Source organism: Enterococcus sp. DIV0876 (assembly GCF_050529585.1).
In the GTDB taxonomy this organism is placed as follows: domain Bacteria; phylum Bacillota; class Bacilli; order Lactobacillales; family Enterococcaceae; genus Enterococcus_D.
Map to the genome: position 1 here is coordinate 2,550,429 of NZ_CP172882.1, position 22,177 is coordinate 2,572,605.

General features: G+C 40.8%; 19 protein-coding genes and 1 pseudogene. 7 read left to right on the plus strand and 13 right to left on the minus strand.

All coding sequences use genetic code 11. The features are described 5' to 3' along the window. Positions 1-200 precede the first annotated feature (200 nt). The 4 genes and pseudogenes from IGI41_RS12130 to IGI41_RS12145 all read left to right on the plus strand — a co-directional run. Positions 201-446: a helix-turn-helix domain-containing protein gene (locus IGI41_RS12130; RefSeq protein ID WP_430610029.1), complete on the plus strand. Its 246-nt coding sequence runs from the start codon at positions 201-203 to the stop codon at positions 444-446. Positions 447-592: 146 nt separating this feature from the next. After that, a complete protein-coding gene (locus IGI41_RS12135; RefSeq protein WP_430610030.1) occupies positions 593-1,528 on the plus strand; it encodes an ABC transporter ATP-binding protein in 936 nt (311 codons plus the stop codon). Continuing rightward, entirely contained in the window at positions 1,521-2,291 is a 771-nt protein-coding gene (locus IGI41_RS12140) for an ABC transporter permease (RefSeq protein ID WP_430610032.1), read from the plus strand. The genes IGI41_RS12135 and IGI41_RS12140 overlap by 8 nt, the downstream gene beginning before the upstream one ends. Positions 2,292-2,358: 67 nt before the next feature. Beyond that, a pseudogene (locus tag IGI41_RS12145) lies at positions 2,359-2,777 on the plus strand (ABC transporter permease); the annotation flags it as partial. A 108-nt stretch (positions 2,778-2,885) separates the two neighbouring features. Here IGI41_RS12145 and IGI41_RS12150 read toward each other — a convergent pair. Both IGI41_RS12150 and IGI41_RS12155 read right to left on the minus strand, forming a co-directional pair. Further along, complete coding sequence (locus IGI41_RS12150; RefSeq protein ID WP_430610033.1) at positions 2,886-3,812, minus strand: L-lactate dehydrogenase; 927 nt, start codon at positions 3,810-3,812, stop codon at positions 2,886-2,888. Between the two features lie 240 nt (positions 3,813-4,052). Further along, positions 4,053-5,879: a glucose PTS transporter subunit IIA gene (locus tag IGI41_RS12155; protein WP_430610034.1), complete on the minus strand. Its 1,827-nt coding sequence runs from the start codon at positions 5,877-5,879 to the stop codon at positions 4,053-4,055. A gap of 293 nt (positions 5,880-6,172) precedes the next feature. On the opposite strand from IGI41_RS12155, the gene IGI41_RS12160 reads away from it, so the two are divergent. Then, entirely contained in the window at positions 6,173-7,372 is a 1,200-nt protein-coding gene (locus IGI41_RS12160; protein WP_430610035.1) for an enolase C-terminal domain-like protein, read from the plus strand. Between the two features lie 90 nt (positions 7,373-7,462). Here IGI41_RS12160 and IGI41_RS12165 read toward each other — a convergent pair whose 3' ends face one another. The 5 genes from IGI41_RS12165 to IGI41_RS12185 all read right to left on the minus strand — a co-directional run bounded on the left by IGI41_RS12165 (position 7,463) and on the right by IGI41_RS12185 (position 12,739). Then, positions 7,463-8,170 (minus strand): GntR family transcriptional regulator, encoded by a 708-nt coding sequence (locus IGI41_RS12165; RefSeq protein ID WP_430610036.1) that lies wholly within the window; start codon positions 8,168-8,170, stop codon positions 7,463-7,465. Positions 8,171-8,226: 56 nt separating this feature from the next. After that, entirely contained in the window at positions 8,227-8,541 is a 315-nt protein-coding gene (locus IGI41_RS12170; protein WP_430610037.1) for an MGMT family protein, read from the minus strand. Positions 8,542-8,658: 117 nt separating this feature from the next. Continuing rightward, on the minus strand, positions 8,659-10,047 hold the full coding sequence (uxaC, locus tag IGI41_RS12175) for a glucuronate isomerase (protein WP_430610038.1): 1,389 nt from the start codon (positions 10,045-10,047) through the stop codon (positions 8,659-8,661). A gap of 17 nt (positions 10,048-10,064) precedes the next feature. Next, positions 10,065-11,141: a mannonate dehydratase gene (gene uxuA / locus IGI41_RS12180; RefSeq protein WP_430610039.1), complete on the minus strand. Its 1,077-nt coding sequence runs from the start codon at positions 11,139-11,141 to the stop codon at positions 10,065-10,067. Next, on the minus strand, positions 11,141-12,739 hold the full coding sequence (locus IGI41_RS12185; RefSeq protein ID WP_430610040.1) for a mannitol dehydrogenase family protein: 1,599 nt from the start codon (positions 12,737-12,739) through the stop codon (positions 11,141-11,143). Before IGI41_RS12185 ends, uxuA begins: the two co-directional genes overlap by 1 nt. Positions 12,740-12,929: 190 nt before the next feature. On the opposite strand from IGI41_RS12185, the gene IGI41_RS12190 reads away from it, so the two are divergent. After that, the gene (locus tag IGI41_RS12190) at positions 12,930-13,601 is read left to right on the plus strand and encodes a GntR family transcriptional regulator (RefSeq protein ID WP_430610041.1); all 672 of its coding nucleotides are present in this window, start codon (positions 12,930-12,932) and stop codon (positions 13,599-13,601) included. A gap of 60 nt (positions 13,602-13,661) precedes the next feature. Here the strand turns inward: IGI41_RS12190 and IGI41_RS12195 are convergent, their stop codons facing one another. Continuing rightward, positions 13,662-14,498 carry a YitT family protein gene (locus tag IGI41_RS12195; RefSeq protein WP_430612835.1) on the minus strand — a complete coding sequence of 279 codons (837 nt, stop codon included), beginning with the start codon at positions 14,496-14,498 and terminating at the stop codon, positions 13,662-13,664. A 400-nt stretch (positions 14,499-14,898) separates the two neighbouring features. On the opposite strand from IGI41_RS12195, the gene IGI41_RS12200 reads away from it, so the two are divergent. Further along, entirely contained in the window at positions 14,899-15,690 is a 792-nt protein-coding gene (locus tag IGI41_RS12200) for an L-threonylcarbamoyladenylate synthase (RefSeq protein ID WP_430610042.1), read from the plus strand. Positions 15,691-15,768: 78 nt separating this feature from the next. Here the strand turns inward: IGI41_RS12200 and IGI41_RS12205 are convergent, their stop codons facing one another. From IGI41_RS12205 to IGI41_RS12225, 5 genes are all read right to left on the minus strand, one after another. Further along, positions 15,769-16,155: an MmcQ/YjbR family DNA-binding protein gene (locus IGI41_RS12205; RefSeq protein WP_430610043.1), complete on the minus strand. Its 387-nt coding sequence runs from the start codon at positions 16,153-16,155 to the stop codon at positions 15,769-15,771. A gap of 221 nt (positions 16,156-16,376) precedes the next feature. Continuing rightward, complete coding sequence (locus IGI41_RS12210) at positions 16,377-16,997, minus strand: LysM peptidoglycan-binding domain-containing protein (protein WP_430610044.1); 621 nt, start codon at positions 16,995-16,997, stop codon at positions 16,377-16,379. Between the two features lie 359 nt (positions 16,998-17,356). After that, positions 17,357-18,637: a uracil-xanthine permease family protein gene (locus tag IGI41_RS12215; RefSeq protein ID WP_430612837.1), complete on the minus strand. Its 1,281-nt coding sequence runs from the start codon at positions 18,635-18,637 to the stop codon at positions 17,357-17,359. A 49-nt stretch (positions 18,638-18,686) separates the two neighbouring features. Beyond that, positions 18,687-20,039, minus strand: coding sequence for a guanine deaminase (gene guaD / locus IGI41_RS12220; protein ID WP_430610045.1), 1,353 nt, complete (start codon positions 20,037-20,039; stop codon positions 18,687-18,689). A 205-nt stretch (positions 20,040-20,244) separates the two neighbouring features. Then, a complete protein-coding gene (locus tag IGI41_RS12225; RefSeq protein WP_430610046.1) occupies positions 20,245-22,083 on the minus strand; it encodes a glucose PTS transporter subunit IIA in 1,839 nt (612 codons plus the stop codon). Positions 22,084-22,177 lie beyond the last annotated feature (94 nt).

Genomic DNA, 22,177 nt, shown 5'->3' on the forward strand with positions numbered 1-22,177 from the left:
ATTCATTTATATCAACCCTTTCTTCCTTTTGTAAACCAAGCATACGCTATGAAACGCGTCTCAGAGCAAGTCTTTTGTTCGGTTTTTTTAAAAAAATAGCTTGGATAACATGTGAATCATTTCGCAATTCTCGTGTTTGTTGGTACAATAGTATACAGGTTATCCATAATGGTCGTTTTTCATAAAGGAGGACGCGCAACGTGACTTTAGAAGAAGCTTTTTTGTTAGATACTTTACGCTGTCGCTTCAAATATCTACGAGAAGAATTTGGCTTAACCAAACAAGAAGCGTCGCAACACTTGGATGTACCATTGGCTGATTATCTCTTGTATGAAGATGGAGAAACTTTGCCGGATGTATTGACCATTCTACACGCATCAGCCTTATATAAAGTATCTGTCGACTATCTATTGGGCCAAACAGAAACACCTACGCGTGATTTTTGATGGACTACATGGAAAGTTATGCCCCAAACGATCCTATCGATCGTTTTTTTTTGTGCCATAAATGATGAAAGAAAACAAACTATTCGGTTTTGTTACCTAAGTAATGCTAAAATAAAGCATCATTGTTATAAGGAGATTTTGACAGAATGACCTATGCACTAGAAATAAAAGATCTACGCAAAGTTTATGCCACTGGGGTCGAAGCCTTGCGGGGAATTGATTTAACAGTCGAAGAAGGTGACTTTTATGCGCTGTTAGGACCAAACGGGGCTGGTAAATCCACCACGATTGGCATCATCACCTCTTTGGTCAATAAATCCTCAGGTACTGTTCGCGTATTCGACTATGACTTAGACAAAGAATTGGTTCAAGTCAAACAGCAAATCGGCTTGGTTCCGCAAGAATTCAACTTCAATCCATTTGAGACCGTCCAACAAATCGTGGTCAATCAAGCAGGCTACTATGGTGTTTCACGAAAAGAAGCGACTCTGCGCAGCGAAAAATATTTGAAACAAGCCAATCTCTGGGAAAAACGCCATGTTCGGGCCCGCATGTTGTCTGGCGGAATGAAACGGCGATTGATGATTGCCCGTGCATTGATGCATGAACCGCGTTTGCTGATTTTGGATGAACCAACAGCGGGCGTCGATATTGAACTACGCCGTGAAATGTGGACTTTTTTGAGAGAATTGAATCAGCAAGGAACGACGATTATTTTGACCACCCATTATTTGGAAGAAGCGGAAATGCTGTGCCGTAATATTGGCATCATCCAATCAGGCGTATTGATTGAAAATACTAGTATGAAAGAATTATTGGCGAAGTTACAGTTTGAAACTTTTTTATTCGATATTGAACCCGTATCAAACACACCGATCATCACCGGTTACGTCAGCCAAATGGAAGACCCGCAAACAATTGCTGTGGAAGTTGCCCGTGACCAAGGGGTCAATGACTTATTTCGACAGTTTAACCAACAAGGTGTGAACGTCTTATCCATGCGAAATAAATCCAATCGCTTAGAAGAACTATTTTTAAAAATCACAGAAGAAGCGCATGAAGCGGGGGAAAAACATGTTTAGTCTTTATTTTACAGCTTTAAAAAGTTTAGCGGCCAAAGAAACCAACCGCTATTTACGTATCTGGGTCCAAACCCTCGTTCCACCAGTGATCACTACTTCTCTTTATTTTATTATTTTTGGAAAAATGATCGGTAGCCGTATTGGTGATATGGGTGGCTTTTCCTATATGGAGTTTATCGTACCGGGATTGATCATGATGTCTACGATCACGAGTTCTTATGCCAATGTGTCCTCTTCCTTCTTCTCACAGAAATTTCAAAAGAATATTGAAGAGTTGCTGGTTGCACCTGTGCCGACCCATGTGATCATTTGGGGCTTTGTTTTTGGCGGCTTGGGGCGCAGTGTTTTGGTAGGAATTTTGGTCACGATCATTTCACTCTTTTTTGTGCCTTTACATGTATTCTCTTGGACCATTGTTGTTTTGACACTGCTTATGACAGCAATTCTCTTCTCGTTGGCCGGCCTTTTAAATGGGATTTTTGCCCAATCGTTTGATGATGTATCGATTGTACCGACATTTGTCTTGCAACCGTTGACCTATTTAGGCGGTGTCTTTTATTCGATCAGTATGTTGCCGCCCATTTGGCAAGCCATCTCTAAGGTCAATCCAATCGTCTATATGATTTCTGGTTTTCGCTACGGCTTCTTAGGGACGATCGATGTACCGATTCTCTTATCAATCGGTATTTTGGTTCTCTTCATTGCCATACTTTACGGTGTATGCTGGTATTTGATCGAAAATGGCCGAGGATTGCGGAGTTGATAAAAAAAAATGAAAAGCAGCCCGATGTGGACTGCTTTTTTATTTTTTAACAAAAATAATATTCATGGTCGTCAACACCATAACAGGTGTGTTGACGATTTTTGCAGCCATTGCTTTAGTATTGGCCAGCTTGGGGATCATTAATACATTGTATATGTCCGTACAAGACCGAACAAGAGAAATTGGTTTAATGAAGGCATGAGTCGTGGGAAAGTCTTTTTGACCTTTAGTTTTGAAGCATTGATGAATGGCTTTTTTGGTGTATTACTAGGTATTCTCACTGCCTTTGGTATAGGAGAATTGATTAATAAGGTGGCTACTCAATCATTTTTAGAACAACTGAGTGGTTTCCAGCTAATTGGTTTTTCTTGGTCCAACACTTTTATTGTCATGGGCATTATCTTGATTATTGCCTTCTTGGCTGGTACGTTGCCTGCCAATCGCGCTGGCAAATTGGATCCGATCCAAGCATTACGTTATGAATAAATGAATGGCCAAGAAAAGCAACACAATGCGCACAAGAATGAGTGATTGACAAAAACAAAAGATGATTTCGATTGCCCATTTTCGGAAATCGAAGTCATCTTTTTGCGCCTATGAATGAAGTTGCATATCTTTGATAGTCATGATCGAGTGCTTCATCAAAGACATTTCCTGTTCGTCTAATGGGATTTCGATCACCTCTTTGATCCCGTCTTTGTTAATAATTGCTGTCGATCCGACACACACATCTTGAGACCCATACTCTCCGTTTAGATGAACAGATACTGGCAACACGGCCTGTTCATCGTACAAAATTGCACGCGTGATGCGTGCTAAAGAAATAGCTATCCCATAATGTGTGGAACCTTTCGCATCGATAATATCATAAGCTGCATTCTTCACATCCGTTGCGATAACATCCAAATCACGGCGTGTCAGTTCAGGATGTGCCTGAATCCATTCCTTTAAATCTAAACCGCCAATGTAAGCATGTGACCATACAGGAAATTGTGTGTCACCATGTTCTCCTAAGACATAAACCTGCACATCTCTTGGATCAACACCTATTTTATCCCCTATTGCATTTCTCAATCTAGCTGTGTCTAAGGAAGTTCCAGAGCCAATCACTTTATTACTTGGAAATCCAGTGATTTCTTTGACATAATGCGTCAAAACATCCACAGGATTTGTTGCCATCAAAAATATTCCGTGGAATCCACTAGCCATGACTTGCTTTACGATATCTTTGATAATCAACGTATTCTTCTTGATTAAATCTAATCTAGTTTCATTGGGTTTTTGTGCCGCCCCCGCTGTAATAACAACCAAATCGGCATCTGAGCAATCCTGATAGGTAGCTTCATAGACCGACTTTGGCCCTACGAAAGCCAATCCATGTTGTAAATCCATTACATCTCCAGCAACTTTCTTGCGATCTAAATCGATAATCCCAACTTCATTGCCTAAACCTTGCGAAACGAGCGCAAAACTATAACTTGAACCGACATCTCCGTTACCAATCAGTATAATTTTATTCATAGTTATCCCCATTCTTAGATTTATTGGATAGATAAAACTGATTCGTTTACTCTTTAAATATAGTATAGTTTCACGCGTAAAGACACTGAAAAGCACTTTTATATAGAATAGCTATTGGTTATTTTTGCATGATATGTTCTACACCTAAACAGCGGCTCAAAACAAATTTTATGCTTTGAGCCGCTGTTTTATTTATTTGATAAGACGCACCACTTCACCACTCTTTTGATTGGTTAGCTGCTAAGCATTCAAAATCACTTTCTCTAACACAGCCCCAGCTGGATGACTTCCTTCCAGACGCGTCACACCGGAAAATTGTTGCACACGATCCATGTTGGTGATCAATACGATGACCATGGTTTCTTTGCCTTGCTGTTTGATATACTCCAAGTCCATTTGAGCTAATTTTGTTTGTGCTGTCACTTGATCCCCGGCTTTGACAAAAACGTCGAAGCCTCGTCCATCCAGTGATACCGTATCGATGCCCATATGGACCAAGACCTCGGCACCATTTGACGTTTTGATCCCAATTGCGTGTTTCGAAGGAAATACAGAAGTAATTTCGCCAGTGACTGGTGCATAAATCGTGCCAGTCTCTGATTGAATCGCATATCCTTCACCCATCAGTTTTGTAGAAAACACTTCATCAGGTACATTTTCCAAAGGAATATATGCACCTTCTGTCACTGCATGCAAATCGATTTCATTGGTATAACTTTCTTCTGCAGGTTGTTTGGGTACAAGGAAATAAGTGATGGCAAAAGAAGACGCAATCGCAATGACAATACCCAGTACAGCAAAGATAAAGTATTCGCCAATATAGGCTGGCAAGCTAAAAATACTTGAAAGAATATAGCCATAAATCCGAACACCAAAAAAGCTGATGAAGGCTGAAGCAATCGAACTACCGATCGTTGCAGCAAGAAAGGCTTTCTTGTATTTAGATAAAATACCAAACAGCGCTGGCTCAGTAATGCCTAAAATACCTGATACTGCTGAAGATAAGACAATTGATTTTTCCTCTTTGGTATTGACCTTAAAATAGATTGCTGCTGTTGCGCCAGTAATCGCCATATTGGCCATGAACATCATCGGCATCAACATATCATAGCCCTGGTTGGCAAAATTTTGTAAAGCAATGGGCGTCATCGCATGATGCAATCCTGTAAAAATGGCGATTGGGCGAATCGCACCTACCACGATACCTGCTAAAACAGGTGAAATCGTAAATAAACCTGCGACACCATCAGCCAATAAATTACCTAAATGGATGCTGATTGGCCCAATGATAGTCAATGTAACTAGTCCCGCCACAAACAACGAAATAGTCGGTGTAAAAACGGTTCTCAGTACTTGAGGCAAGATCTTGTCGACCCAACGATAAATGTAACTGAGGGCCAATACAGCAAAGATGATTGGAATCACCGTACCAGCATAATTGAAAACGGGTACCGGTAAAACGCCAAATAATTTAAAGGCCGATATACTGCCTTCAGAAACAGCATTTGTCATTGTCGGAAATTGCAGCGTAGCAGCAATTGCGATTGCAAGATACTGATTTGTCTTGAAGATCCTGGCAGCAGAAGCAGCGACGAAAAATGGCAAGAATGTAAAAACACCACTGGCAATCATATCAATGACTAAATAAGTATCCGTTTGATTTGAAATGACATTTAAAGCAACTAGCCCTGCCATCAGTCCCTTGATCATTCCAGCACCGGCAATTGCAGGTACAATGGGACCGAAAACACCCGATACTGTATCCATAAATAATGAAATTGCCCCTTTTTTCTCGGTACTTGTTTGCTGGCTTTTATCGTCAAGACCCAACTTTTTTGCCAAAGGTCCATAGTAATCAGCGACATCTGTACCGATCACGACTTGCAATTGATCACTTTGGTACTTTGTGCCAACTACTTTCGGTGTCTTTTCCAAAGACGCATAATCAACTTTCTGTGCATCTTTTAAATCAAAACGCAAACGTGTCATACAGTGCCAAGCATTGTTGATATTATTTGCACCACCAACATCTTTGATGATCTGTTCAACGATTTCTTCTTTCGTCATCTTTTACAATCCTCCTAATCATGAATGAACGGTCCTGTTTGCATATGTGCGGGCCCCAACAGGTGTGTCCGTTTTCATTCACATAGTAGCACGCCTTCTTTGAGTTGTAAAACCAGTCCTTTTCACACAAAAACGCAAATAAACCTTGATGTATCAGCAATAATATAAAACAGCAACTCAAATTGGACTGTTTTTATAGTGCTTAATCAGATGTTTTTCAGACCAAATTGACAGCGGTTGCTCAGCATGTTTCAATGAGTTTAGCAATTAGAGAATAAATTGGAGTGATTCAAATGACACCAACCATTATTACAGACGTAAAGGCTTTTGCAATCAAACCTGATCGTCATAACCTTGTGGTGGTTAAAGTAGAAACCAATAAAGAAATTACCGGCTTAGGTTGTGCCACTTTTCAATTTCGACCATTAGCCGTAAAAAATGTTGTAGACGAGTATTTACGTCCCCTATTGATTGGCAGAGATGCCAATCAGATCGAAGATATTTGGCAAGTCATGAACGTCAACTCCTATTGGCGAAATGGACCAATCACCAACAATGCCATTTCTGGGGTGGATATGGCATTATGGGATATTAAAGGAAAACTAGCAGATATGCCATTGTATGCCCTTTTAGGCGGAAAAGCACGGACAGCGATCCCTGCTTATACCCACGCTGTGGCTGATGACTTAGACACGCTTTACCAAGAAATCGATTGCTTTTTAGCAAGTGGCTACCGTTATATTCGTTGTCAGCTTGGCTTTTATGGAGGCAACCCAAGTCAATTACAGACACCTGAAGAACCACTAACTGGGTCCTATTTTGATCAATCCCAATACATGGATACTACGCTGGCTATGTTTGCAGCCATCAAAGAAAAATATGGCAATCAGTTTCAGATGCTCCATGATGTGCACGAACGGTTGCATCCAAATCAAGCGATTCAGTTTGCAAAGGCGGCTGAACCATACAACCTCTTTTTCCTAGAAGATATTTTGCCGCCAGACCAAAACACTTGGCTATCGCAATTACGCAGCCAATCAGCAGTACCAATTGCAACAGGTGAGTTGTTCAACAATCCTATGGAATGGCAATCTTTGGTCAAAAACCAGCAAATCGACTTCATGCGGGCCCATGTATCTCAAATCGGCGGGATCACACCTGCGTTAAAATTAGCGCATTTTTGTGATGCAATGGGGGTACGCATTGCATGGCATACGCCATCTGATATCAGCCCAGTAGGCTTAGCCGTCAATACCCATCTGAATATCCATCTGCATAACGCGGCTATCCAAGAAACGATCGATGTGCCTGCCAACACAAGATCCGTATTTGGTGGAAGTCCTCAACCTAAAGATGGGTTCTTCTATCCAATCGAGCAAAGTGGTATTGGCATCACATTTGACGAAGAAGCCGCTGCTCAATTTCCCGTGGTCTATCGTCCGCATGAATGGACACAAAGCAGGACGCCTGACGGCACTTTGATCACCCCGTAAAAAATAGATCCAAAAAAAACCTAGGTCATTCATTGAAGCTAACGTTGCCGTTAAGTCATTGAATGTCACTAGGCTTTTTTGTGACCCGTTTTAATCAATTCTGGAGCGATGAATTTCGCGGTCAAAGGGACGAATGTAGGTCACGCTATAATCGATCGCCACAATATTACTGAATTCGTATACGCGCCCATCTTCCAAAATAGCTCGATTGCTGATTTGCATCGCAGGCGTACCTCGTTTACACAAAAGGATTTTCGCTTGGGCTGTATTGACAGTAATTGGCGTATAACTGCTGATATAGTGAGAAATACGATAGCCGCAGCTTTCAACATACCGCTGAATCGAATGCTCCACCACTTCCTGTGTCATCTGAGGAAATAACCGAGCGGGTAATTTTGATGTTTCTAACTGCTCGATTTTGTAGTTTACGATCCGCACACGTTCAAACGTCCAGACTTCATCGTGTGGTGCTAACTGAAAAATCTTTTGCTCATCTAGTGTGGCTTTTGTTTTTTGCAATGAGATCATTTTAGAATGTATACGATCATACGGTGTCCGTGTCAAAGAGTTGAAAATCAGCGGATTTTTGACCCATTTTTCGTGGATAAATATTCCAGAACCTTGTACCACACGAACGATGCCAATCTCTTCAAGATTCTTGATTGCTTGTTGGATCGTAAAACGCGACACACCGTATTGTTTTGCTAAATCTCTTTGATTGGGTAATTTCCCATCATTGAACTGTTCTTGATAAATTTTGCTTAACAAATCTTGAACAATAAATTCTCTTTTTTTCATATAGTCCCTTTTTACCCCTCCATATAAATATAGCTACCACCTTGCTATCAGTAGGTTTATTCAAGATCAACAGGGATCTGCCAACTACAGGCTTTCATATCCACACTGCCATTTGGCTTGAACAAAACGCCTTCAGCAACTAACGCTGCCCGTCTTGTTTCTGCCGATGGACCAACAAGTACACCATCTGCCCGTACGACGCGATGTGCGGGTAAATGGCTGGGACTATATTTCATCGCTCTGCCGACAGCACGGGCTTGGTTCAACTGACCCAAATACCACGATATTTGACTATAAGAGACGACTTTCCCATAAGGAACCTTTGCCACCAATCCGTATACTTCTTGATAAAATGGATTCAACTGGTACACCTCACTCCTGCATATCTGACTACTTATGTGTATCCTACTGGAATTTTGAACATTAGTAAACCACAAAAAACTGCACCTCCCACTTTTACACGTGGTTTGTGCAGTTCGATTTTAGGCTTATTGACCAAAGTTAAAATAAGACAGTGCATTTTGATAGGCAATCTTTTCGACGATTCCCCCTAAATAAGTCAGGTCTTCAGGTAATTGCCCATCTGCTACCCATTCACTGATCACTTGACAGAGAATTCTGCGGAAATATTCATGTCTTGGATAGGACAAGAAGCTGCGAGAATCCGTCAGCATCCCGACAAAGTTGCCTAAAACACCGCCCTCGGCTACTGTTGTCAATTGATGACGCATGCCAGAATAGGTGTCATTGAACCACCATGCAGCACCTAGTTGTAATTTCCCTTTGGTTTCTTCTTGGAAACACCCCATCAAAGCAGTGAGGGACACATAATCTTTTGGATTTAAGGAATACAAAATCGTTTGCGGTAATTTAGCCTGACTGTGCAACTGGTCAAATAAGCGACTCAGTCCACTTTCTAAAGGACTATCACCCATCGCATCTCCACCACTATCCGGTCCAACATCTCGCATCAGCACACTGCTGTTGTTTCGTGTAGCAGACAAGTGCAGCTGTGCTGTCCATCCGTACGCTGCATATACTTTCATCAAGTCAAGGAGAAGTCCAGTTTGATACAGCATGATTTCCTCATTTGACAAAGTTTCATCTGCCATTTTTTTCGCAAAAATAGTCGCAAGTTGTTCTGGATCATAGGCGTGTGAAGATAATCGAGCCAAACTGTGGTCGGATAACCGGCAACCGTGGCGATGAAAATATGCGACACGCTGCGCCAATGCTGCCACTAGTTGTGGATAGTCTTTGATCGGCATTTCAGAGACAGCAGACAATTTCTGCAAATATTCCTTAAATTCCGGTAAATGGATATTGAATGATTTGTCTGGTCTAAATGTTGGGAAAACAGCGAAGGATTCCCCTTTTAACTTTTGATGATACACTAACTCGTCTATTGGTTCATCAGTCGTGCAAATAAGCGCTACGTTCATTTTTTTGATCAATTGCCGTGGTGAATAGGCAGCTTCAGCTAATTTTTGATTCGCTTTATCCCAAATAAGTGGTGCATTCTTTTTCGTCAATACTTCTTCAATGCCAAAAATTCGTCTCAATTCAAGATTTGTCCAAATATATAACGGATTTCCAATACACATTTCGATGGTTTCAGCCCAAGCAGCGAATTTGTCATAATCAGCCCCTTCACCTGTGATCAATTCTTCCGGTACCCCATTTGCACGCATCAGACGCCACTTGTAATGATCACCGCCTAGCCACGCTTCAGTGATATTTTTAAAGGGCCTATCCTCATAAATCTCTTTGGGGTCAAGGTGACAGTGATAATCGATAATTGGCTGGTCTTTCGCATATTCGTGATACAACTGCTTGGCCACATCGTTAGTACATACAAAGTTTTCGTCTAAAAACATGATCGTTCCCTCTTTTCTTATCTCCCGATCGCTTTATCGATGGCTTCCCAAAGCCCCAATAAATAAGAAGCGCCCATCGCACGATCATAGAGGCCATACCCTGGACGACCCGTTTCTCCCCAAATCATTCGTCCATGGTCTGGACGAATATAACCGTCAAATCCATTGGTATACATTGCTTCTAAGATTCTATACATATCTAAGGAACCTTCTGAAGACAAGTGGGGCGCTTCATAGAAATCTTTGTCATTGCCTAAATATTTGATGTTGCGCACATGGGCAAATGGAATCCGATCACGTCGACAAAATTCAGCTAAAATCTCATATACATTGTTGCTTGGGTCCTCTGCGATACTTCCCGTACACAATGTGATACCGTTAGATGGGCTATCCACCACACGACAGATCCAATCCAAGTCATCACGATTCTTGACCACCCGCGGCAGCCCGAAGATTGAATACGGTGGATCATCTGGGTGAACAGCCATTTTGATCCCAACTTCCTCACATGTTGGAATGATGGCTTTCAGGAAATATGCGAAATTGTCTCTTAACTTGTCGTTATCAACATCCTTATAGGCTACAAACAATTCTTTGACATGTGCCAAACGTTCTGGCTCCCAACCAGGCAGCGTATAACCTGAACTTGATTCTTCGACTTCCCTAACGATTGTTTCAGGGTCTTTATCGATCCCCGCTTTTTCAAAAGCCATCGTAAATGAGCCATCGGGAAGCTTATAATTGAGATCCGTTTTGATCCAGTCGAAAATTGGCATAAAATTATAACAGATTACTTCGATGCCAAATGCAGCCAAATTGCGAATCGTTTCCTTATAATTTTCAATATACTGATCTCTGGAGGGCAACCCGATTTTGATATCATCATGGATATTGACGCTTTCAATCACTTTCAGCGACAAGCCAGCTGCCTCCACTTCTGCAACCAAAGCAGCAATCCGTTCTTTAGGCCACACGTCGCCTGCTGGAATATCAAATAGTGTCCCCACGATTCCTTTCATTCCGGGAATTTGGCGAATATCAGCCAAATCTATTTTATCGTCTTCTTTGCCATACCATCTAAATGTCATATCCATTACTCTTGTACGCCTCCTACTGTTTCATGTAATGTAGACCGAACTGCCCCAGGTCCTGTAAGCATTTGTTCAAAATAGCCTTGTATTTTTTCGCCGAGTCCTGCTTTGTACAAGTCAAGACCAAACAAAGCTTCATTGCTTAAAATAGGTTGAATATAAGCTTTCGTATCGCTAGTAGCGCCTAGTTTGATTTCTGATAAATGATTTTGTAATTCTGACAGCAACGGGTCTGGGCTTGGATCAAAAGGTTGTCCTTCATCATTGAGTGCCAACAAATAGCGCATCCAGCCAGCAATCGCCAATGGAATAAACTGAAGTTCCTCTACATGTGCTCTTTCCACATATTTTTTGATCGTTTCTCCAAAGCGAATCGCCATTTTTTGTGACGTATCTGTTGCGATTCGTTGGGGTGTATCGGGGATCAATGGATTAGGCAATCTGAAATCAATCACTTCATCGATAAATGCTTTTGGTTGGATAATACCTGGATCTTCAACTACCGGCAATCCTTCAAGATATCCAATGCCTTTAACAAGACGACGTATATCTTGATCCGCCATTTCATCTGCAATCGTCTGAAACCCTAATAGACACCCAAAAACCGACATTGCTGTGTGCAATGGATTCAAACAAGTCGTTACTTTCATAATGTCCACTTTATCCACAACTGCTCTATTTGTCAGAATCACCCCACCTTTGGTTAAATCCGGACGACCATTGGGAAAATCATCTTCGATCACTAAGTAATGGGTCGCTTCGGTATTCGCAAAGGGTGCTATATTCGTTCCTTTGCTGGTGTGGATCAATGACAGCCCTTCGATCCCAGATTGTGTCAATTGATCTAACACTACTGGAGAAGGATGAGGTGTGATGCGATCGATCATCGACCATGGAAAAGAAATTTTTTCTTTGTCATGCAAATAGTCAACGAAAGCTTGTGAAATATGCCCTTTGAGCGCCCATTCTTTGGCGATTCGCCAGATTGCCTCTTGGAAACGTTGCCCATTTTGAGAAAAATTATCTGTTGAGACCAATGCTAACGGAGCTGCACTCGATTGAAAGCGATCCCATAACAAACTAACCAAAATACTCATCGTGTGTGTTGCAGCATGCGGTCCAGCGATAATATCTTGTTCTACTGACTGCAGATACGCCCCTGTACTTGTCGTTAACCCATACCCTTTTTCAGTAATGGTGACCGTTACCATTTGTACCGTTTTATTTTTGAATATCTCTCTGACAGATTGATAACTCTCCTCACGGGAAGGATGGCAGAAGTAACTTGCAGCCGTTGATTGGAGTAATTTTTGTTCCAAACGCCCTTTCTCATGCATGATCACCTCTACTATATCTTGTTGATAAGGTGTGTACACTCGATCAATGACCTCTTCATCAAAGGTCTCACATACAATGATGCCAGTATCAAGAACACCTTGATCAATCAATGTTTGTGCAACTTCCGCATGAAACGCACGGTATAGATTTCCGCCTCCGAAATGGACCCATTGCGGCTCTTTTTGTGTCTTTTGACGCACGTCTTCTTTGTTCATCTTGGGCACATTGACACCCGCTGCACGCAAAACATCTAAATCAAACAAATTGATTCCTCCTTCGTCAACTAATATATTAGTATTCTAGTTTATCGAGAGAAAAATTGCAACCCTTTACAAACGTTCTTGCAACTTATATACTAGTTTATATTTTGATCGATGATGCAACGACTAAGCAACAGCCATTAATAGATATACATTTGATGCATGGACGTGCATTGAATAGAAAGAAGCGTTTATGATGAAAGCAACGAATTTCCAACACCAAGCCTATGAATCAATCAAGTCGATGATCCTTACAGGACAATTGATTCCTGGTGAAAAAATCTCTGAGAAAGACCTTGAAGAACGATTGGCCATTGGCCGGACACCAATTAGAGAAGCAGTCATTCGACTACGCAGAGAAGCTTTGATCAATGTCATTCCTCAAAGCGGTACCTATGTTTCTCGCATAAGCATCAAACAAATCGAAGAAGCGCGTTTCGTTCGCGAAACATTGGAAAAGGAAGTTTTCGCTATTGCCTGCAAAGCGATTACAGCTGATCAATTAAAAGACTTAGAAAAACTGATTATCCTGCAACGGACGTATGCTCAATTAAAAGATGAGCAGGCTTTCTTTCAATTAGACGAAGATTTCCATCAGTTGATTTACCAAATTGCAGATAAAGAAAACGTCTGGACATGGTTACAAACCATTATCTTGCCTTTGAATCGATTTCGTTACTTACGTTTAGAAGTCGAAGCATTATCGTGGGATGTCATTTTAAGTGATCATCAAGAAATTTGGGATACATTACATGCACGAGATGAAAAGAAAATCACTGCATTGGTTCGTCAGCACATCGATGTGATCGACAATGATCTTCAAGTGGTACAACAGGCCTATCCCGATTACTTTTCACAAACATAAAAAAACGAAAGCGATCGTTGCATGAACGGAATGATCGCTTTCGTTTTTTTGTATTGTTTGTTATTCAATTGGATGATAACTAAACCCTTGTCCCAGCACTTCAGATACTGTACTTACGATCACAAATGCCTTAGGATCGATTTCTTCAATAATCCGTCGAATCTGTATAAACTCTTGATCACTAGATACGATCAGCAGGACTTGCTTTTCAGATTGTTGGTAACCGCCTTGTGCCTCTAGTAGTGTTGCACCGCGACTGACTTTTTCAAAAACAGCTGCTCGGATCTCTTCTAGATGTGCATCGCTCATGATCATCAATGATTTTTTGCGATTAAAACCAGTTTCGATGTAATTCATGACCACTGAGGTGATCACGATCGATAAAATGGCAAACAAGAACTCCTCGAAACCAAAGACAAACAAACTCATAGAAACCACAAGCGCATCAGTTGCCAGTAAGCCGATCGCAGGATTAAGCCCAAAATACTTTTTGAAAATCAATGGGGGAATCGTAGTGCCGCCGCTAGATGATTGATTTTTATACAAAATAGCTACACCAACAGCAAAAAGTGCACTGCCGAAGATGACAGACAACAAACGATCATCAGCAACCTTTACCTCAGGAACAAGGGCAACGGCGAGGGGAAAAGCGAAACTGCCAAAAAAGACTTTTAAGAACGGGCCTTTACCTAAAAATACATATGCCAAAATCAACATAACAATATTCAGTATCATAATGACCACTGCTCGATCCCATCCAATGGCCGATTCTAACAAAATCCCGATACCACTGACACCACCAGCCGCTATATGGTGGGGACCTAAAAAAAGATTGATACTTGCCGCTAAAAGAAACAATGCAAACGTTATTTTTCCATATGATTTAAGATGCGTCATACTTACCTCTTTTCTTTTCATGGGCTTATTTTCACAACTCTAGTTTTCTACGATAACATCACGTACTTTACCAGTTTTACGGATAGTTAAAGATGAAGGAGCAAAAAATTGACGCTTGTTTGCAAACTTCAATACCTTTCTTTATTATCTTGCCATAATACGCACGATAAACATAGTCATTCTTTTCACTTTAGACTGCATATTTTACCTTTTTAAGCATGTCCATTCCATATAAGCATTCGATCACCAGCTGCATCCCTGCTTGCTTATCCCATTCTCATGTCAAATTCTCTTGACTATCCAATTTGATTCCCTTATCATCATTGTTAACAACTTCGTATCAGAATTTTCAGAATATTCCACTTTATTTTCAATAAGAATATTCATGACCCAAGAAAGGATGAATCACTTGAATCAAGAAAAACAAATCAAATGGTCGGGAGAACCTACCCAATCTGCAATTGATCTATTGCAAGAAAAAGGCCATGTCGTTGTCTGTCCTACAAAAGTAGGTTACATTATTACAGTTTCCGATAAACAAGGTCTGGAACGCAAATTTTCAGCCAAGAATCGTAAACGCAACAAACCCGGTGTGGTTCTTTGCAGTTCTTTAGAGCAATTACACGAATTGGCAGAATTGAACGCTGAAACAGCAGCTGTTTATGAAACATGTTGGAAAAACGATGTCCTTTTTGGTGCTATTTTGCCTTGGAAAGAAACCGGTAAAGCCTATATTCCAACTGATGGTTCAGAAGAGCTGATGACGGATGTTCGCGGCACAAGTTGTTTCGTGATCAAGTTTGGGGTACCTGGCGAACAAATTTCTCAAGCCCTATGGGAGAAAAATCATACCTTGTTGTTCGCTAGTTCAGCCAATCCTTCTGGAAAAGGCAACCGCGGTTTGGTTGAAGGCATTGGTGAGCAAATCGCTGAAGAGGCCGACTTGATCATTGAGAGCAATGACTATGTTGCTTCGATCCAACCAGACAAATCCATTGAAACCCGGTATGAACAAGGCGTGATGGTGTCTTTTGTCGATAAAGAGGGACAGTTGATTCCTGAACAAGGCGATCAACGCTCTGTCACGCCAGCGCCCGTATTGATACGTAAAGGATTAGATGTTGACAAGATCCAAATGTATTTATCTGATACTTTTAATTCTTGGGATTATCGTCATGGAGAGTATTATTAAAACATCATCATAACAACCGATTGGATCGTGCATTTTTCATCCTACGATCCGATCGGTTTTTTGTCACAATTTTAGTAGTTAGTTTTCTTCTAATTCAGCTCTTTGCTTTTTGGTCAGTTTTTCTTTGACCAATTCATAAGAAACTTGGATAAGATATTCAATCTCCGGAACAGCCATTTCTTCATCAGCGATTTTTATGGAATTCCAATGGGTTTTATTGGCATAGTATCCTGGGACAATGACTCCAGGAAATTGCTCTCGCAAAGATTCATTCACTTCAGGCAAATTTTTAAGTGTGATCAATGTATCTTCAGAAGCTTCTGGTGACATCATCCCAAACTGTTTACCTAGCAAATCAAAATAGATCGTTCCCCAGTCTTCTCGGTAATATACTTTTGCCCCAGGCAATGTCTGCCCAAATCGTTGCAATTGGTCCATTTTCGCTTTTATTACTTGTGCGTCCATGTGTTTTCTCCTTTAGATTATTCTTCTTGCTCATCAATCGTTGCTATCTTGCAATCGATACCAAAAAATCGGCGAAATAGCCAAGATAGCTAAGCCTTTGCGTTTATTATACATCGAAAAAGTCACGTGACCAAACTGCGGTGTTTGTCCGACCCTATCTACTATGAACGCTTTTTATCAAAAAAAAACAGACCTGTGAAAGGTCTGTCAAATTTGTTTGTTTAATACCAGCCATTTGCTTCCCAGAATGCTTTAGCTGCTGTCCATGAACCGTAACGGGATGCCACATATTCATCGGCAACTTTTTCTTGGTTGGCTGCTGAATAATCACCATTCAAGTATGAGCTTGTTAATTGGTAACGACCATAGTATTGACCATTGGTCGCTGTATAGGATCCGCCTGATTCTTTATTAGCGATCCATTCTTTGGCAGAAGACTCAGAGCCAGAAGCAGATGATGTATAGCTAGAAGTGCTTTCTGAACTAGTTGAGGCTTGATTACTGCTTGCTTGTGATGATTCTGATTGAGCAGGTTGCTCATTTACTGCTGCATGATTTGAAGATGTATCTTCATAAGAAGCTGCTGTATAGCTGTCGTTATCGTCGGTCGGAATCACCAAAGATTCACCTACATAAATCAAATTGATATCTGCAATATCATTGACTTCAGCGATCTTGTCGACGGCATCCGCAGAACCAAAGTAATTATACGCAATCGTTGATAAAGTATCCCCTGACTGAACCGTATATTGTTCATCAGCGAAAGCATCTTTCCCCCCTAGGAAAAGACCAAATCCGGCCAAGACAGCTGTACTGAATAAAACAGTTTTAAAAGATTTCATATCGTAATATCTCCTTCTTTGTTAAACATCTTTTGCGATTTGCGACAGTTGAGTGAACTCAACCACTGGAATCAGTCTAACATCGAAGAATATTTCATAGGTGATAACCACATTACAATTTCAGTTAAAAAAAGACAAATTTCTTACGTTTTGTAAGAAATCGAAAAAAGGCTCTTTATTCAATATTATTTATCACAATAAGGTTTCTGTTTTGTTATTTCATTTAAACTATCCATACGGATTTTTTTCTAATGCAGACAAATATGACAAATACGCCACTTTCAGGCGTCTATGTCATACAAATGTAAGCACGCAAGACATGATCTCTTGTTGCGTGCTTACTTTTGACCCTATTTATTTCATTTCTTCACTGGAATCAATTTATTCATCACAATCGCTGCAATCGCACTTAAAGCAATTGGCGAGTCAAGCAGATATTGTAAAAATTGGGGTGCTGACTCTTTGATTTCAGCTGGCATAAACAAAAGACCAATTGCAACAATCAATGGTACACCGATGATGTACAATTCACGCTCAGAGAATTCTTGGTTCTTGATGACCCGAAAACCGCTTAATAAAATAATCACACAGACCACAGCGAATACGCCGCCGATGACAGCAGACGGTACTGCATGGATCAATGCTGACAGTTTGCCAATGAATGACAATAAGATGAACCAGCAAGAAGCCATGACAAACACTTTCTTACTTGCAACACCGGTAATTGAAATAATGCCTGCATTTGTTGAGTAACCAGTCACAGGTGTTGTCCCAACCAAAGCAGCTACTAGACAACCTAAGCCTTCACCGATCACACCTTTGTTGATTTGTTCATCGCTTACCGGTTCTTCAATGACAGAGCTGACAGCATACCATGTGCCAGTTGTTTCTGCCAATAAAACCATATAAATCACGAGCATCGTTAAAATCGCGGACACATCAAAGTGGATACCATAATGAACAAACGCCAGTTTAGGCAAACTGAAGAATGGCGCATCTGCAACAGATTGAAGATCTACACCACCCATGAATGAAGCAATGACTGTACCAATCACCAAAGCAATGATCACGGAACTAATACGGAAATATTTACCCAAATTTGGAAAATAATCACCCAGCATCGAAAAAAGAATCAAGATAGCTGCAGTGATCGCCGCCAATAACATATTTTGATTCGACGTCAACGTGTCAGTTGCTGGATAAATATTACTGGAAAAAGCTGTTGGCAACAGTGTCAATCCAACGATCATGATGATCGTACCACTGACGATCGTTGGAATAAAGTGTCGGACGATATATTTATAGATTCCAGTAAAGCCTAACAAAATAACCGCTAGCGCACCAACGATACTGGCACCTAAGACTGTATCCATTCCTCTAGCACCAAAATAAATACCAATAATTGCACCTACCGGTACGAATGAAGGTCCCTGACAGACCGGTAATTTCAAAAAGAATAATACTTGGATCAATGAAGCAATCCCAGCACCCAGGAAGGTCGATTGAATCAATCCCGAGGCATCTGAAGATGACATAGCGACTGCTGTCGCAATAATAAATGGCGGTACATACACATCCATGGCTAATACATGTTGCAATCCTAATAAGATGGATTGTCCCAAAGGAATATCTTCATCCATACCGATCGTTAAATGTTTGTTTTTTGCTGTTTCCACTGGTTCATTCTCCTTATTTTTCGTGTACTTTTTTTCCTTGTACCCATACTTGGCGAATATTTTGCATCGTCGCTAAGTACAAGATTTTTTGCAGTCTTGCTTCTGGTGTCGTAAAGACACCAAAATCCGGTAATGGATTGTCTTTACATTGGCTATCGATCACTTGCACATCAAAGGCATACCCTTCTTTGATCACCCCGATCGGCAATCGTAATGCATCGCCGCCGCCTTTTGTTGCAAGGGAGAAGGCATCAACGACGGAAATGCGGGAATCAGGTACCCCACGGTCACTTTGTTCGATCCTGACATCAACACCGTCTTCAAGCATTCGAGAAGACATCACGGCTTGTTTGATATTGTCATATAAGCTTGGTGAAAATCCACCAGAAATATCTGTACCCAAGCCAATCGTGACCCCTTGGTCTTTCAACCGTTTGATTGGAATCACGCTATTGGCAAAGTAGGCGTTTGAAATTGGACAATGCGCCACGGCAGCACCGGCTTCAATAAATAAATCACCGTCTTTGGGACTAATAAAGTTGCTATGGGCCATGACTGCCTTTTCTTTCAACAACCCGAAATCTTTGAGCACTTCCGTATCCGTCTTTCCAAAACGTTCCTGCACAAAATCATGTTCCCATTGGCCCTCACTGCAGTGGGTCTGAACATGGACATCATACTTTTGGGCCAATGCACCTAGTCCTGCTAGCCCTTCATCGGTACAGCTAGGGACAAACCTTGGTGTGACAACCGGATAGACTCCTTGATGTGCGGATTCCGCCAATCCCTGAACCGCTTGGATGAACGCCTCTGTTTCCTGCAACGCTGCATCAGTTGAGGCATCACGATAAAAATCCGGATTGGCTTGTGAATCGTCCATCACCACTTTGCCCACCAATCCCCGTTGCCCTTTTTCAACACAAATCTTGGCCAATAAAAAGCTAGCTTCCAAGTGGATCGTGGCAAAATATAAAACCGTTGTCGTACCTCTTGCCAGTAACTGAGCCACCAAATCTTCATAAACGGTTTGCGCGAATGCTGTATCTGCATACTTGGCTTCTAAAGGAAATGTACATTCATCGAGCCAGACATTCAATGGTTCATCTAGCGCGATTCCCGCTTGGGGCCATTGCGGTGCATGGACATGTAAGTCCACAAATCCTGGCAAGAAACATGCCCCTTTTGACAAAGTAATGACATTATCAGCGTGTTCACAGGCGCTTTGATAATCGATATCGCCTTTTTTGGTTACTTTTGTGATGATGCCAGAAGAATCAATTTGAATCAAAGCATCTTCGAGAAATTCTAATTTTCCGTCAGTGGGTGTGTGAAACACATCCCCTTTAAAGTATTTCTCCGTCGTCATGCAGTATAATCCTCCATTTCTCATAAAACGCATTAAAACAAGAACAATGTTCCCTTTTTGAACGCGGGATGTTCTTATTTTAACGCTATCCAAAAAAAGAGCAATAAAAATCGTGATAATCAAATGCAACTTTTCGGATAACGTTCGGTTTTTATCCGGTTGCAAAAAAAGAGACCATGTTGCAGTCTCTTTAAAACATATTCATTTAGTTAACTGAGAATAAATAATCAGTTTGACTGACATTATTTTGAATGGTCTTTGCAAAGCTTTCATGTTCACCCGAGTTAGTCACAATAATTGGTGTTGTTATGTCATAACCAGCAGCTTTGATTTCATTTAAATCAAATTCGATTAGTTTTTCACCAGAATGTACAAATTGATTTTCTTTTACAAGTAATCGATACCCTTTCCCCTCTAATTGAACGGTATCAATTCCTATATGAATCAACAGCTCGACGCCATTGTTTCCCCTTAAACCAATAGCATGCTTTGTTGGTGTTGTCATAATGATATAACCATCAAACGGCGCCACTACAATACCTTCCTCAGGTTCAATTGCCACTCCATCTCCCATCATTTTCCGAGAAAACATCGGATCATTTACCTTTTCAATTGCTATAACGTTTCCTTTGATCGGACTACTTACTTTCAGAGCTTCTTCAGCTTTTTCTAATTTATCTTCACTTGCTTTTTTTCTTTCTAGCAGATAGGTAACCATAAAGGATACCCCTATTGAAACAATCACTACAGCAATCGAGAACCAGAAATTACTCGTCAAACCACTACCATCCGTTGGTATAAAAGTAGGGATAGCAACAATACCTGGAGAGACTACAGCATATTGTTTAAGTTGAACAAAGCCTGCAAATATACCGCCAAATGCACCACCCGAAATCGCACCGATGAATGCACTTCGATAGTTGATCAAAACACCAAAGATTGCCGGTTCTGTAATTCCCATCACTCCAGTCAATCCAGCAGAAAACGCCAATGCGCGCTTGTCATTCTTTTGCTCAATCATCGAAATCGCTAAAGATGAAGCACCGACAGCCACATTCGCAGCTAACATCGCCGGCATTACAAAAGAATCATAACCATAATCACCTAGCATCGCAAATACTAAAGGAAACAGCGCTTGATTTGTTCCTGTCATGACTAACAATGGTGTTAATGCGCCCAATAGGCCAACAGAAAACCAACCAAGTTTTTCATACATAAAGCCTAATCCATTAGCTATATAGCCACCAACAGTATTTCCTAATGGACCTAAGATAATCAATGTTACTGGAACTGTAATCAAAATCACTAATAATGGCTTTACAAAGTATTTGATTGATTGTGGGATGACTTTATCCGCCCCTTTATCTAGCAACGCCATGAACAAGACCCCAAAGATTACTGGAATCGTAGTGGTATTATAAGATACCGTTGGTATAGAAAGGCCTAAAAAAGATAACCCTTCAACACCATTTATCAGTGAATGAACCATGATGGCACCGAGGAACATCCCCATCATCCCATCAATACCTAACTTACGGGCTGCGCTAAATCCAATAAAGACGGGTAAAAAATAAAAGCCGGCATTGTTGATTGCATTTAATACATTATATGTACCACTATCAGCCGCTAAGCCGAAAAAAGTAACACCGATATTTAATACAGCTGAAACTAGCCCCGCCGCAACAAGAACAGGTAAGACTGGTACAAACGTTCCACTAATAAAGTCAACGATCATTGAAGCATATTGTTTGAGTGTTTTACGCTGTTTTCCCTCAGTAACTTTTATCTCGCTAGTTGTACCCATTTTATCTGTAAAAAGTGCATAAACCTTAGGGACGTCAGGTCCAATAATAAGTTGTACATCTTGATCCCGTTTGACCGTACCAAGAATAAATTTATTTTGTTTTAATACATCATCGTTGAACTTTGAGCCATCAACTAATTGCAAACGCAAACGAGTAGCACAATGATTTGCTGTTTTAACATTTGACGTTCCGCCGATATTTTCAAAAATATAGGTAACCAATTCATCATATTTTGACATTTACGATTCATCCTCACTTTATTTTTTATAAACCGCTTACATACATGTCATTGAAGAGATAGAAAACAGCTGTCTTCTATCTCCAATATTTCTG